Source organism: Sphingomonas cavernae, from assembly GCF_003590775.1.
Taxonomy (GTDB): domain Bacteria; phylum Pseudomonadota; class Alphaproteobacteria; order Sphingomonadales; family Sphingomonadaceae; genus Sphingobium_A; species Sphingobium_A cavernae.
On record NZ_QYUM01000002.1, the window covers coordinates 941,913 to 956,077 of the forward strand.

Annotated in this window: 10 protein-coding genes; 5 read left to right on the forward strand and 5 right to left on the reverse strand. The window is 62.9% G+C overall.

Going from position 1 to position 14,165, the window contains the following annotated elements:
* The first annotated feature begins 9 nt into the window (after positions 1-9).
* The 5 genes from D3876_RS04680 to D3876_RS04705 all read left to right on the forward strand — a co-directional run bounded on the left by D3876_RS04680 (position 10) and on the right by D3876_RS04705 (position 7,549).
* Entirely contained in the window at positions 10-720 is a 711-nt protein-coding gene (locus tag D3876_RS04680; protein ID WP_147417589.1) for a hypothetical protein, read from the forward strand.
* 27 nt (positions 721-747) lie between these two features.
* On the forward strand, positions 748-2,043 hold the full coding sequence (locus tag D3876_RS20725) for a transporter family protein (RefSeq protein WP_147417590.1): 1,296 nt from the start codon (positions 748-750) through the stop codon (positions 2,041-2,043).
* An 879-nt stretch (positions 2,044-2,922) separates the two neighbouring features.
* Complete coding sequence (locus tag D3876_RS04690; protein ID WP_119759954.1) at positions 2,923-5,025, forward strand: TonB-dependent siderophore receptor; 2,103 nt, start codon at positions 2,923-2,925, stop codon at positions 5,023-5,025.
* A 4-nt stretch (positions 5,026-5,029) separates the two neighbouring features.
* Complete coding sequence (locus tag D3876_RS04695) at positions 5,030-6,169, forward strand: PepSY-associated TM helix domain-containing protein (RefSeq protein WP_119759955.1); 1,140 nt, start codon at positions 5,030-5,032, stop codon at positions 6,167-6,169.
* A gap of 489 nt (positions 6,170-6,658) precedes the next feature.
* Complete coding sequence (locus tag D3876_RS04705; protein ID WP_119759958.1) at positions 6,659-7,549, forward strand: hypothetical protein; 891 nt, start codon at positions 6,659-6,661, stop codon at positions 7,547-7,549.
* 325 nt (positions 7,550-7,874) lie between these two features.
* Here the strand turns inward: D3876_RS04705 and D3876_RS04710 are convergent, their stop codons facing one another.
* From D3876_RS04710 to D3876_RS04730, 5 genes are all read right to left on the reverse strand, one after another.
* Complete coding sequence (locus tag D3876_RS04710; protein WP_119759960.1) at positions 7,875-8,738, reverse strand: SDR family oxidoreductase; 864 nt, start codon at positions 8,736-8,738, stop codon at positions 7,875-7,877.
* Between the two features lie 23 nt (positions 8,739-8,761).
* Positions 8,762-9,553, reverse strand: coding sequence for an enoyl-CoA hydratase/isomerase family protein (locus tag D3876_RS04715; RefSeq protein WP_119759962.1), 792 nt, complete (start codon positions 9,551-9,553; stop codon positions 8,762-8,764).
* 100 nt (positions 9,554-9,653) lie between these two features.
* Entirely contained in the window at positions 9,654-11,051 is a 1,398-nt protein-coding gene (locus D3876_RS04720) for a DUF1254 domain-containing protein (RefSeq protein WP_119761040.1), read from the reverse strand.
* A gap of 20 nt (positions 11,052-11,071) precedes the next feature.
* Positions 11,072-12,109 carry a DUF1254 domain-containing protein gene (locus tag D3876_RS04725; RefSeq protein ID WP_238475238.1) on the reverse strand — a complete coding sequence of 346 codons (1,038 nt, stop codon included), beginning with the start codon at positions 12,107-12,109 and terminating at the stop codon, positions 11,072-11,074.
* Positions 12,110-12,125: 16 nt separating this feature from the next.
* Positions 12,126-14,144 carry an alkyl/aryl-sulfatase gene (locus D3876_RS04730; protein WP_220475415.1) on the reverse strand — a complete coding sequence of 673 codons (2,019 nt, stop codon included), beginning with the start codon at positions 14,142-14,144 and terminating at the stop codon, positions 12,126-12,128.
* Positions 14,145-14,165 lie beyond the last annotated feature (21 nt).

A 14,165-nucleotide genomic window follows, 5' to 3' on the forward strand; every position in this document is an offset into this window, starting at 1 on the left:
GGGGGCGTCGTGGCATTGGGCCGTTCCATCCGGCGGGCGCTCTGGGCAGGACTGCTGCTGCTCGGCGCATCAAGCCCGGGATGGACGACCGCTGCGGTTGCCGAGAGCGCACTCTTTCCAAAGCAGCAACGCATTACCGAGAGCGAGCTTGACGAGATTCGTGGTGGATTTGTTCTGCCGAACGGGATGGACATTTCACTGGGCATCGAGATTCAGACGCTGGTCAACGGCGCGCTGGCGCTGCGCACCGTGCTCACTTCGATGGAACCCGGTGTGCCGAGCGTGTTTACAGCGAAAAGCGGCGCCAGCGCCGGGCCTGCTTCCGTAACCCGGGGGGACGGCGTTACGACAACGACGCTTCCTGGAGGCGGTGTCGTCCGTGTTGTCGAAGGCGCCGTGTCTTCGCCCGCACCCGCCGAAGGAGAGGCAAGGATCGAGCTTACCCCGAACGGGCCATCGGTGCTGACCCAATTGGGATCGGTGCAGCTCGAACAGGATGATCGTGGGGCAGTCGTGGTATTAAAGGGCGATTCCCTTGAACTGCGACATATGATCGGTAACTTCACCGGCAGTCTGGTTGCAAATACCGCCAATGACAGATCGATAGATACTGTTGTTACGGTCAATATCGATTTGCACAATTCGGCGGTGCCGATCGGCAATGCGATGCTTCGCTGGGAGTCGATTGCGGTTGATGCGGCGGGTCGTGGCGTTCGTTGAGCGGAACCGGTCTCCGGGGAGGCGTCGATGAGAGGATTTTTGACGGGGGCGGCGCTGCTTGTTGCGATGCTCCCCAATCCGGCGTCGGCACAGGCTCCTGCGGCCAACCCGGAAACGTCGGATTTCGACAGTCTCCAGGCACAGATCGCCGCCGAGCGTAGCGCCCTCAAGGAGCAACGCCGCGTTCTCGACGCGCAGGAACAGCGCCTCATTGAGCTTGAGGAGGCCTTGCTCGACAAGATGCGCGCGGCGGGCGTTCAGAGCGCCCAGGTTGCTCCACCCGACCGCGCCGACACCGCCCCGCCCACCGAAGGCGTCTCCAGCGTTGGCGTGAAGCCTGTCGAACGTCCACCCGCGCAGGAGGTGGCGGTGCTCGCGGACCGCGGAAGCGTCCTGACCAAGGCCGGCCGCCTTACCATTGAACCGACCTTCGAATATGGCCGCGCGGACCGCAACCGGTTCGTCTTCCGCGGCATCGAAATCCCGCAGTCGGTTCTGGTCGGCATATTCGATATCAACGAAAGCCGACAGGATGTTCTGACCGTGTCGGCGGTCGGAAGGTTCGGATTGACCGACCGCATCGAGATCGGCGTCAAGGTGCCATGGGTCTACCGCGAGGACGCCTTCGTTCTCATCCCGCTCGTTCAGAATCCTCCGCAGTCGGGCGCGGGAACGATCAACAGATCTGCCAAGGGGTCGGGCATTGGCGATGTGGAGTTCCTCGCACGTTACCAGCTCACCGACGGAACGGGAGGCTGGCCATTCCTGACAGCCAATGTGCAGGTCATCGCGCCGACGGGATCGAGCCCCTTCGAAGTGCCGCGCGATGCACTGGGCAATGCCACCGAGGCGGCGACGGGGTTCGGCTTCTGGGGCGTCTCGCCCAGCGTGACAGTTCTGATGCCCACCGATCCGGCGACACTGTTCGGGGTCCTCGGCTACAACTTCAACTTCGGCAAGGATGTCGATACGCGCATCAGCGATGCCCAGATCGATCATGTCGATCCAGGTTCCGGACCCAATATGACCGCAGGGATCGGTCTCGCGCTCAACGAACGAACATCGCTCAGCTTCGCCTATGCGCATAACTGGCTCTTCTCTACGAAGAGCACGGTGCGGCCAATCACAGTCCGAAACGGGATTCCGACGATCGGCGACCCCATTGTGACCAGCACGCGCGACCTTCAGGTCGGGCGTTTCCTGTTCGGTATCAGCTACCGGGTTTCATCGCGAACCACCATCAATTGGACCGTGGAACTTGGCGCGACCGACGATGCGACCGATCTTCGCACCACGCTGCGCATTCCGTTCAACCTCAATTGAGCGGCAGCTTTCCAGTTAGCTGTCCTACAGCGCGGCGGAATCGGTTGGCCCCCTTGGGGAAGCGAGACGCACCCCATATTCCGCTGCCGCAAAGCTGACGTACGCTCAGGAGCGGCGAAACGATTGCTTACAGCCGCAACCAAGGGTTCGATCTGATGGTCGCTACAAGGATCAGAACCTGACGCTACCCGCCAGACCAACGACCGTCCGACCCGACGTTGTGCCGAACGTGTCGCGGGGTTCCCGGAAACGCGAGATTCCGGGCTTCAAAGTGACCTCGTCGGATAGGGGGATATGGTAATAGAATTCGGCACTCTTGCGCGTCATAACCGGGCGAACCGCTCGGACAGGGTCTTGGCGAGGGGTTTCATATCGCCACGGCGAGGGCGCAGCGGGCTCAACTGCCTCAAAAACAAATGGCGCGAGCTTCTTACTCAAAGGCGATGCAGTCTCGGTCTGCGAAAGCGGTGGGGAGGCATCATCTGCTGCAAAGAGCGGGCTCACGGCTATAGGGGCGGCTCCCACGGCCAGCCCAGTCACAATTCGGACCAGAGGCCTATACATGCGTCAAAAACCGGCCACCCAGCATGAAAGTTCCATGGCTATGGGCGTAGCCTCGTGACCGCAACCGATGCCATCCCTGGCATTCACGCGCCAGGCGCATGTTGCCGAAATCGGCCATTCATTCAGGCTCAGATTTAGGGAAGATTGGTTGATGGCGGAATTGCGGTTTCGGAAGGCAACAACGTCGCTCAGTTGCCGCACCGGGTCGCTCCGATATCTCTAAACATCTGTTGGTCGGTAAGAAATTCGCTTTTGCAATTGGGTTGCATTAGCGCCAACAGTGCTCTAGCGAGCCCTCGAAACAGGAGGGTAGTAATGGTTGCACGAGTGGTGGGTGGGTTGCTTGCGACCGTGGCTTGGACGAACGTTGTTCAAGCTCAGGAGGTCCAGCATGGCGATATCACGGTCACGGCAGAAAGGGCCGTCACTGCCACCAAGACCGACACGCCGCTCATCGAGACGCCGCAGGCAATCAGCGTCGTCACCGACCAGCTTTTTCGCGATCGCGGCGCGCTCAATGTGCAGGAGACGCTGCGCTACTCGGCAGGCGTAACCGGTGAGGCCTATGGGCTCGACACCCGTGGCGATGCGAGCATGATCCGCGGCCTGGCGCCCGTTCAGTTCCTGGATGGGATGCGGAACCTTTACACCTTCGCGCCCTTCACCCGCACCGCGGTCGATACGCTTTCGCGCGTTGAAGTGCTGCGCGGCCCATCTTCGGTTCTGTACGGTCAAGCGTCGAACGGCGGCATCATCAACAGCGTCAGCAAGCGCCCGGAATTCGAGACCAGCGGCACGGTGCGGCTGGAATATGGATCGTGGGACCGCAAGCAGGCGGCTGTGGACATAACCGGCCCGCTGAATTCGAGCGAAACGCTAGCAGGCCGTGTCGTTGCCGTGGTGCGCGATGCTAATCAGCAGACCCGAGTAATCGACGACAATCGCGTGCTGCTCCAGCCGTCGCTTAGCTGGCGGCCCGGCCCGGACACGCAAGTGACCCTGATCGGCTTGTTCCAGCGCGACCGGTCGGCGTCCAGCCAGCAATTTCTGCCTTTGGTTTCCGCCATCCTGGCTCCCAACGATGCGCGTAGGCTGAGCAATCGCACGTTCCTTGGCGACGAGGACTATGACACGCTTCAGCAGCGCACCGCATCTGCGACGCTGATCGCAGACCACCGGGTATCCGACCTGATCAGCATCAGCGCGCGCGCGCGATACATCGATGCGAAGTCAACATTCCGGGAGCTTTATCCCGACGTCTATTCCAACCCAGCCAACCCGTTCATCGACGGCACCGCCGACACCGGGCGCACTCTCAACCGCTACGCCTACCAGACCAAGCCGCACGGCAAGATCCTCACGAGCGACGTAAACACCCGGTTCGAGTTCGATACCGGTCCGTTCAGCCATCAACTGCTCGCCGGGATCGATTATAGCAACTATTTCGAGCGCACCTTGAGCGCGTCGGGCGGCAGCGCTTTTACACCCGGCATCACGCCGATCGACGCCTACGATCCGGACAATACGGGCGTGCCCGCCAACGTGCTGCCCTATGCTCTTTTGCCCGAACAGCGGAATACGCAGCTTGGCCTCTATGTGCAGGACCAGATCCGTTACGCTGATCGCGTGACGCTCGTCGCAGGTGTACGCCACGATCGCGCCCGGTCGAAGACCGAGGGCGTCGATGCCGTGATCGACAAGGCCTGGACCTTCAAGGTGGGTCTGATCGGCGAGCTGGGATACGGCCTGTCGCCGTACCTCAGCTATTCGGAAGCGTTTCAACCCGTGTCCGGCATCAACCCACGCACCGGCAATGCCTATGTGCCGACCCGCGGCCGACAATATGAAGGCGGCGTCAAATGGCAGCCGCAGCGCGGCGTGCTGATCACCGCCAACTATTACGACATCGTTGAGGAAAACCGGCCGACCAATGATCCGGCCGATCCGATTAACGTGTTCCAGACCGGCGAAGTGACGTCCAAGGGCTTTGAAATCGAGGGCGCATTCGCGCTGCCCGGCGACATCCAGTTGACGGCGGCGTATAGCCATAACAACGCCCGCGTGACGGAAAGCCTCTACACCTACGAGGAGGGCGAGCGCGTCAACGACGTGCCGCGCGACCAGGCGTCGGCTTGGGGTGTCAAGGCGTTCCAGGTCGGCCCTGACGCGGTACTGCGGCTGGGCGCCGGCATACGCTATATCGGCAGCACGCGCTCGACCGGAGCGACCACAGCGATCACGACGCCCTCCTATACTCTGGTGGATGCGCTGGTTTCGGTCGATTGGGATCGCTGGACCGCGTCGATCAACGCATCCAACCTGTTCGACAAGAGCTATTTTACGGCCTGCCGTACCTTTGGCGACTGCTTCAGCGGCAATCGCCGCTATGTGGTGGGTTCGCTAGGCTACAGGTTCTGATCATATGACGCGGGCAGCGGTGCAGGCATGGTACCTGGTCCACAAGTGGACGAGCCTCGCTTGCACCGCCTTCCTGCTGCTGTTGTGCGTTACTGGCCTGCCGCTGATCTTCGGTGAAGAGATCGCGCATCTCGCGGGAACCGAGCCGGAATTGACCGCGCCGCCGCCAGGGGCGACGCCGGTGAACCTTGACGTGCTGATCGACAAGGCCAAGGCTCAATATCCAGGCAATCGTCCGCTGTTCCTCGGCTGGTATCAGGATGCGCCAGTCGTCTATGTGAATCTCGGCCCCACGGCGGACACGCCGCCCGCCAGGATGAAGACCGCGCTGTTCGACGCCTATACGGGCGCAGCAGTGCCCGCGCCGCAGTTCAATGACGGCATCATGTTCTTCATTCTGCGGCTACACACCGACATGTTCGCAGGCTTGCCCGGCAAGCTGTTTCTGGGAGCGATGGGGCTGCTGTTCGCGGTAGCAACAATTTCCGGTGTGGTTCTCTACCGACCGTTCATGCGCAAGCTCGATTTCGGCACCGTCCGCAGGGCGCGCAGCACAAGGCTCAAATGGCTCGACCTGCACAACCTGCTCGGCATCGCTACCACCGCCTGGCTGCTGGTCGTCGGCCTCACCGGCGTCATCAACACGTTGGATGAGCCGCTTTACGATAGCTGGCAGAAGGGCCAGCTAGTCGAGTTGACCGGCGCCGGGACAGGCAGGCCGGTGCCGACGCAACTCGGGCCCATCGAGCGGGCCGTGGCCGAAGCGAAGATGGCGCGGCCGGAGTTGCGGCCAGCGTTCGTAAGCTATCCGGGTACCGGCTACAGCGGCGAGCACCATTATGGCGTGTTCATGATCGGCCACTCGCCGCTCGACCAGCGCAACTACCAGCCAGTGCTCGTCGACGCGGCGACATCCAGGCTGACCGGTGTGCCCGTGTGGCCATTGAGCCTGAGTGCCATGTACCTTTCACAGCCACTCCACTTCGGCGACTATGCGGGCCTGCCGCTCAAGATCATATGGGCGGTTCTCGACATCATCGCGATCATTGTGCTGGGCAGCGGCATCTATCTCTGGCTCGGTCATCGTGGCCTGTCGCTTCAGCGCCGGGTTCTCGAAGTCGTGGAAAGTGGTGTCTCGACGTGAAGCAAAGACGCGAGAACAATTTGGGACGGACCTATCTGTGGCCGGCGGTGCTCGCGGCTATCACCATCGCGGCGCTGGTGGCCGGTCTGCTGGGTGCCAGGACGCTCGATGTCGCCGCTTGGCTTGGTCTCGCGATACCCGCAGCCCTGGGCATCTGGAAGCTTGTACCGGCACTTCCAAGACAATCTGGGGCGTTCCGGAAGGACCGATGACGGACATCCGCTTCCGAGCCAACGGCTGACCCGCGAGAAGGCTTCCGTCCGTTATGGCTGCGCCAGCGGGTATGGGCAATTACCAGCCTGTCGGCTTCCAAATCGAAAATGGGAAAAGCGGATATCGCACAGCGCGCGGTAGCCGAAAAGGAAGTGGAGCGTGGGTCCCCGGGGCGCGGATCATCCTCGGCGTCTCGCGTCCCAACGTCGAAGCCAGTGGTGCAACTAGGCTCACGGTCGGAGCGTTTCTTGTTCGAGTTTACAAGGAGATCATCTCATGATGACGGCCAAGAGCTTATTTGCAGCCGGCGCTTTGATACTGGCACCGGGCCCGGTGCTCGCCCAGGCTGGTTCCGCCGACCAGCGGGCCCAGACGCAAGAAGATCGTGTGGGCGCAATCCTCGGGACGTTGTTCGGCGACCGGCTCGGCGTTTCGACCTCGATCGAGAGTCAATGGGCGGCCGGCCGCAAGCCACTGGCGACCCAGCGGACCCAGTTCCACGCCCGCATCGACGCCGATGTCCGATCGGGTGCGCTGACCGCGGCCAACGGAGCTCGAATGAAGGACGAATATGATCAGCTCGTTTCTCTGGAAACCCGCTATGGCGCCGACAATAGATTCACGACACAGGAGCGCACGGAGCTCGCTGATCGCTATGGTGCGCTGACTCAGGCCCTGACGGAGGGTGGGTATGCCGATGACGGCGGCTCGGCGACGCTATCGGTTGCGGACGGTCGTGCCGAGTTCGAACGACGGGTGGACGCAGGAGTCTCCGCGCGCCGCCTGAGCCGGACCCAGGCTACGCGCCTCAAGCGGGACTATGCGGCCTTGATCCAGACCGAAGCCTCCTATGCCCGGGACGGCATCAGCAGCCGCGAGCAGGAGGATCTCGATGCTCGCCTCGATGCACTTGACGCCGGCGTAGGCGACACCGCCTATGGCGGCGGTTCGACGGCGCTCGACAACCGCACCCGCTTGTCCAACATCGATCGCGCCCTGAGCGCCAGCGGACTCAGCGCCACCTCGCAGGCCCAGGTACGTGTGGAACTCGGCGACTTGACCCGTCTCGACGCCGCCTATGCGCGCTATACTCCGACCAGCGATGATCGAAGCTATCTGGAACGGCGCATCGCAGACCTGGAAACGCGAACGCGCGTCCGACGCTAGCTCCGATGGATTTGTGGGGGTTCTCCGCACTAAAACGGGAAAATGCGGACTGTCCGGTTTCGGCTGCGACAATCAGCAAGCGGACACTCGCCGGTGGACTAAACGCACTTCTGCTTCCGCCCGCATTCAGGACCCGGTTGAACCCGCCACGACATTTCGGACATTCAACAGGATGCGTGCTGGAGACGTTCGCTGCGGTTGGTGGCTCATACCAAGCCCCGTGAAGACTGACTCACGGGGCTTGGTATAACGGCAAAACGGCTATGCGGTCCACGGCGCTTTTCCGTAAACACGCTAACGCTTCTTCCGTCACCCATAAGCCCGGTTATTTCCGATAAAGCTCCGGGGTTGAGTCGAGATGAAACCCCTCGAAGCGCGCCGCCTTGTCGTGGGATTCAAGCTTCCAGCTGCGGCGCGCGTTGGGGCCGCCGCCGTCGACGCGCAGGCAGGTGCCGGTGATGAAGGCCGCGGCTGGCGACAGCAGGAACGCGATCGCGGCAGAGACTTCCGAGACCGTGCCCACCCGCTGCATCGGGATATTGCGCTCGGCATTGCGGATGAAAGTGACCGCGTCGCCGGAATAATTGTCGAAGCCGCTCGACATGATCATCCCGGCGGCCAGGCTGTTGACCCTGACCCCCGATGGCGCCCATTCGCAAGCCGCCGATTGCGTGAGCGAGTACATGCCCGCGCGTGCGGCGCCCGAATGCGCGAAATTGGGCAGGCCCATCCACATGTCGACGATCATGTTGACGATCGCACCGCCATTGGCCGCCATCCAGCGGTTGTGGACCTCGCGCATCATGTTGAAGCCGCCCGTCAGGTTGTTGCGGACGACCGCCTCGAACCCTTTGGTCGAGATGTCCTTCAACGGCGAGAAGAACTGGCCCCCCGCATTGTTAACGAGGCCATCGATCCGGCGCTGTTCGGCGAGGATGGCATCGACGGTGGCCGCGACCACGGCTTCATCGCGAATGTCGCAGACATGCGCAGAGACCTGCAGTCCGTCGGACAAGATCTCTGCCTTCACCGCCTCAAGCTTTTCGAGCTTGCGGCCGAGGATCACGACATGCGCGCCCAGCGAGGCGAGCTCATGCGCGACGCATCGGCCGATGCCGCTGCCGCCGCCGGTGACGATGATGGTCTGGCCTTCGAACAGGCCGGGCCGAAAGATGGACTGGTAAGGCATGGATTTTCCCAAGGGAGTGAAGGTCAGCGCTTGCCGTGTCTGGCTGCAAAGTCGCTCAGCGCCGTTTTGAGGATTCCCGTCGACGCACGCCGCATCTGCGCGCGCTCCTCAAGCTCGTAGGCGGTCTCGACCGTCGGCGATTGCAGCGCGAGGTCGAGGTTGCGCTTGGTCAGGCGCAGCGCATCCTGCGTCGCATTGGCGATCTGCTGCGCCATGGCGAGGCCGGCTGCCTCAAGGTCGGCGTCGGGAACAACCCTCGAAACCAACCCCTGCGCCAGCGCGCACGTGGCATCCAGACGCCCGGCGGTGAAGACCAGTTCGCGCGCGAGCGAAAGGCCCAGCGTCCGCTGGAGGCGCCAGCTGACGCCAAGCTCGGTGCCCGAAAGCCCGAGGTTGATGAAGGCCGTGCAGAAGAACGCGCTTTCATTGGCGAGAATGATGTCGGCGGTCAGCGCGAAGACGAGCCCGCCACCTGCAACCGAGCCATTCGCAAGCACGATGATCGGTTGCGGGCACGCACGCATCGCGCGTAGCAGGTCGGTCAGGGCCCAGTCGCCGCGATCAAGATCGTCGATCATGCTGTCGCCCTCCGTGACCGCGACAATGTCGAGGCCAACGCAGAAATGATCGCCGGCGCCGCGCAATATGACGACCCGGCAGTCGGAATCGCGACGCCGCTCCTCGAAAAATGCCTGCAGGGCGTCACGCAGGTCTCGTGTGAGCGCGTTGCGCCGGTGCGGCCTGTTGAGCGTGGCGATCGTGACGGGGCCCTCGCGCGTTACGAGCAGCACGTCATCGGGCAGGTCCGTCGTCATATGGTTCCTCTCCAGCCGGTCGACATCGTCGCCGATCGGGGAAAGCTAGCAACGGGGGCGAGGTGGCCCACCCCTCGTGCGGAGGGGGCCGGCTGAAGGCTCAGTCGACGCGCGCGATCGGTGGCTGTTTCCAGCTTCCATCCTGCAGTTCCGGCTTCGGTAAATATGCACGCAGCCCAACGAAGAAGGGCCCGTCGGGCGCAGGAAGCCAGTTGATCTCCCTGTCGGCGCCGGGCGATTCCCGTTGAATGTAGAGCGTGATGCCGCCGTCGGGATCCCGCCTGAGCGCGGGCAGCATCGGCGAATTGATCAGGTAGCGCTGCAACGGATTGGCCACAAGCTGCCGCGCGGGCAGTTCGTACATCGTCAGCGACCAGAAGGCATTGACCGGGGGAAGCTGTCCCGGTGCGAAACGGAGCACATAGCGCCCCCGTCTTCCGTCGAGCGCCTGCCCCGCGGAGTCTGCCTGATAACCCCGATAGGTCGCCTCATCCCTGGAATTGCCATAGATCCCGCGGACCGCACCAGCCATGCGGTAAAGATAATTGTTGCGGAGCGTCTCGCGCGCTCCGAAGAAGTCGGAACTCTGCAACTGGCTTGGAAGCGCGGCGTACTCGCGCCACGCGTCCGCTATCCCCGCTTCGACCGCGGCGCGCAATTCCGGCGTCATCCGGGCGACATCGAAGCTCTTTCCGGGGGCGATGCTCAGCCTCGCGAAACGCGCGCGCAATCCCTGCTCCGAGGGGTGCACGGGAGCGTACTGGAGCAGGAAGCCGAGTATGTTGAAAAAGGCCGGCGATGTCCGCTCATCCTGCGCGCTCAGCGGCCTGACGAAGTCTATCGCGGGTGTGGCGGCGGGCGCGGGCGTGCCGAGGAACTGCGAAAGCGTCTGGACCTTGTAGCCCGCCTGGATCTTGTGGACATTCCCGATATCCGCCGGCGCGAAGAGCTGGGTGCGATACATCACCAGCGCGAATTCGGTCTCCGACCGTATGACCGCGCGGACTCCCTCGGGCATCCCGCCCTTCCAGCCCGGGCCCGCAAGCAGGTAGCGCGCCGCCCCGTTGCCGGTGGCCCGGGTGCCGACATAGGCGAAGTTGTGCGTGTACATGTCGATGAACTGCGCGGAATAGTATCGGCCATGCTCGACCTCCGGCATCGTCAGCACCAGCGGTTCGGCGCGCAGATCGGCGCCCAGAAACGAATAGGGCGTGTCCGAATTGGGGGTCTGGATCGCCCGGTCCGCCGGCGTGTAGACGCGGCCGACATTGCCGATCTGGTTCCACGCTGCCTTGAATTCGGCATTGCCCCGATCGACGAAATAGGCGTGCTGGATCCGGTAGCTGTCGACCATCGGGAAGCCATAGATATAGGCTTCCTTAGCGATCGCGCGCGCTTCCGCGGCGCTGAGATCCTGCGCTTGCGCTTCGGCGCGCGCCACGGTCAATCCAAGCAGCAGCAGGAGCGTCGCGATACAGGCGCGCAGCTTGGTGTCCATCAAACCTCCGATGTTGCTGGTCATGGCGCTGGCTGCGCCTCGGGAAAGACCCATTGGCTGTCGAGGATCTCCGGGCGCGGGCGATAGAGGCGGACCATGTAGTTCCAGCCCGGGACGATCGAGAGACAATTGGCGGGCGCCTTGTTACAGCCGCCGAACTGCACCGTCACCGTCCCGTCCGGGCTCTTTTTCGCGGTAAGGCTGTTGAGCGTGAAGCTGCTCTGCGACGCATCGAAATAGCCCTGCGCGTTATAGACGCTGATAGACCAGAAGCCATCGACCGGCACCGCGCCGACGGTCAGCCGATGCACCGTCGCGCCGTCATTCTTCGCGGGCGTCACGTTGAGGTAGGTCGCGTCCTTGTCGGGATTACCGCCCCAGGCGGTAGCCGCGCCGATCAGATGCCGCACAGGATCCACCTGTCCGCGTGGACCGAATGCGCGCTTGAAGTCGGGAACCGTCGCACGGAGCGCGCCAAGCGCGTCACGCACCTGCTTCTGGCTCGCCTTGTCCCATTGCGGAGCCTCGAACGCGCCCGGCCCGCCGGGTTGCGACACCTTGATCGCATCCTGCAGCGCGTGGACTTTTTCGGCATCTTTCGCATCCGTCGGATCGATCAGGATTCTGATACCGGCGAGCATATAGCGCGTGCCGACCTGCTCCCGCGTGAAACGGTGCGTGCCGCCTCCATAGACCACGATCGGCACGTAGTGATCCTCGTCTATGATCTGCAACGAGAGGAAGCGCTTGCCCGCGTCCGGCAGGGTGATCGTGACCGACCCCGCGTCAAGATCGAACACGCCCGAGGAATAGAGCGTGTCGCGATTGGGGCGCACGACCGTTTGTCGCGCGATCGGCATCAGTTCGCGGTAATGATCCAGCCTGCCCAGCCCCGCGCGACCGACGACATTCGTGAAATACATGTCGGTCTCGGCCCGCGCGAAATTATCCGGGGTAACCCGCACCGCTGTCGGTGGGGCTGACTGCGTGGCGGCAGGGGTTCCGCCGAGAACGCACAGCATGAGGGCGGCGAGTTTCGTGGGGTTTCGCGTCTTCACTCGCGCTTTCTCCATGTCACGGTGTCACGATGTTGAAGGCCGGATCGAACGTCACCAGCATGCCCATGAGCTGGCGCAGCTTTGCGGCATCGCCCTCGATCCGGACGCGGCCCGCCATCACCGCGCCCGCCACGTCGATCTCGCGCAGGTTGATGCGATCGAGCGTTTCCTTGTCCATCGTGATCGAGGCATCGGCGGCGGCGTGCTGCGAGCCTTCGCGCCAGGTCAGCACCCCGTTGCGCACGGTGATCGCGAAAGCCCGATCGAGATCGCTGAACACCCAGTTCAAGGTCATGTCATGGCCCTGCGCCTTGTCCGCATCCAGACGGATCGCCATCAGATCAAAAAACATCGCGGGATCGAGCGCGCGGACCATGTCCGGCGTCGTTCGTCCGCCCTTGGCCTGTACGCCATTTCGCAGCTCGGTCGCGCCTGTCAGGTACATGTTGCGCCAAATCGAACTCTCGGCCTGATAGCCCAGTTGCTCGAGCGCATCGGCCTGCGTGTTGCGAGCCTTCTGATCGTCGGGCTGGGCGAACACCAGATGGTTGCCGAGCTGGACCGCCCAGCGATAGTCGCCGGCCGCCATAGCCTTGCGCATGAGATCCAGCACGCGGTCGCGTCCGCCCATGGCTTCGACATAATGCTGGGCGTTTTCAGCGGGCGGCAAAGGATCGAGGTTCGCGGGATTAGCGTCGTAAAAGCCCAGATAGCGCTGGTAGACCGCGCGCGAATTGAAGCTGAGTGTGCCGTAATAGCCGCGCGTGTACCATTTGCTTTCAAGATTGCCGGGGAGCGTCTTCATCGCCTCGGCAATCGCGACCGGCGTGAGCCCCTGATTGGCGAGGTGCAGCGTCCGGTCGTTGAGAAAGCTGTACATGTCGCGCTGGTCGGCCAGCATCGTTTCGATGCGCTCGCGCCCCCAGGTCGGCCAGTTGTGCTGCGCGAACATCACTTCGGCTCGGGGTCCGTAGCGAACGAGACTGTCGTCGAGAAATCGGCCCCAGGCCCGGGCGTCGCGAACCAGCGCACCGCGCGGCGTGAGGATATTGTGCATTGTGCGCGTCGCGTTCTCGGCCATGCCCAGCGCGCGAAACCGGGGCAGGTAGAAGTTCATTTCGGCGGGCGCCTCGGTGCCGGGGGTCATCTGGAACTCGAACTCGACGCCGTCGATCTTGAGCGTTTCATAGGGTGCCGTCACGAGGTCAGTCGGTGCAATGAGACTGACGCTCCCCCCTCGCGGGCCGACCTTGCCGATCCCGGTGTCGATCTGGCCGCGCTCGCCACGCGTGACAGGAGCGCCGGTCTGATATTGAGCACGGCGGAGCATCGCTGTGCCGGCAAAGACGTTTTCGCTGACCGCCTCTTGCATGAAGCCCGCGGGCGCATAGATCTTCACCTTGCCCGCCTTGACATCGGCTTCGTCGACGACGCCGCGGACCCCGCCGAAATGATCCAGATGGCTGTGTGTATAGATCACCGCGACAACAGATCGCTTCGGGCGGTGGCGTGCATAGAAGTCCAGCGCCGCGCGTGCGGTTTCGGTCGTCGTCAGCGGATCGACGACGATGAGGCCATGATCGCCCTCGATGATCGTCATGTTGGCAAGATCGAACCCGCGCATCTGGTAGACGCGATCGGTGACCTTGAAGAGTCCGGCATTGGCGTTGAGCTGCGCCATCCGCCAGAGGCTGGGATTGATCTTGTCAGGACTCTTCGCGTGCTTCAGAAAATCATAGGTCTTGATATCCAGAACGGTATTTCCATCGGCGTCCACGATATTGTCGCGAAAGGAAGCAACGAGGCCGCGCCGCACAGCCTCGTAATCGTCTCGATCGGTCACGGGCAGGCGATCGAGCACAGCGGCATTTCGCGTCGCCGTGGCATTGCTGGCGGGCTTCGCCGTGGCGCGAGGCGCTTCTGCCATCGCAGGGCATACGAGCATCACGGGCCCCGCCAGCAAGGCTGCGAATATCGCGGTCGATAAGCGGAACGATTGTCTGGAAACTGCGGGGAAGTGCTGGTCAATCTTCATTTTCATCCCTCCGTATCCGCC

Bases quoted from the DNA above. Each gene is read 5' to 3' on its own strand.
- D3876_RS20725 (WP_147417590.1), top strand. From the start codon at position 748: ATGAGAGGATTTTTGACGGGGGCGGCGCTGCTTGTTGCGATGCTCCCC.
- D3876_RS04690 (WP_119759954.1), top strand. From the start codon at position 2,923: ATGGTTGCACGAGTGGTGGGTGGGTTGCTTGCGACCGTGGCTTGGACG.
- D3876_RS04695 (WP_119759955.1), top strand. From the start codon at position 5,030: ATGACGCGGGCAGCGGTGCAGGCATGGTACCTGGTCCACAAGTGGACG.
- D3876_RS04705 (WP_119759958.1), top strand. From the start codon at position 6,659: ATGATGACGGCCAAGAGCTTATTTGCAGCCGGCGCTTTGATACTGGCA.
- D3876_RS04710 (WP_119759960.1), bottom strand. From the start codon at position 8,738: ATGCCTTACCAGTCCATCTTTCGGCCCGGCCTGTTCGAAGGCCAGACC.
- D3876_RS04715 (WP_119759962.1), bottom strand. From the start codon at position 9,553: ATGACGACGGACCTGCCCGATGACGTGCTGCTCGTAACGCGCGAGGGC.
- D3876_RS04720 (WP_119761040.1), bottom strand. From the start codon at position 11,051: ATGGACACCAAGCTGCGCGCCTGTATCGCGACGCTCCTGCTGCTGCTT.
- D3876_RS04730 (WP_220475415.1), bottom strand. From the start codon at position 14,144: ATGAAGATTGACCAGCACTTCCCCGCAGTTTCCAGACAATCGTTCCGC.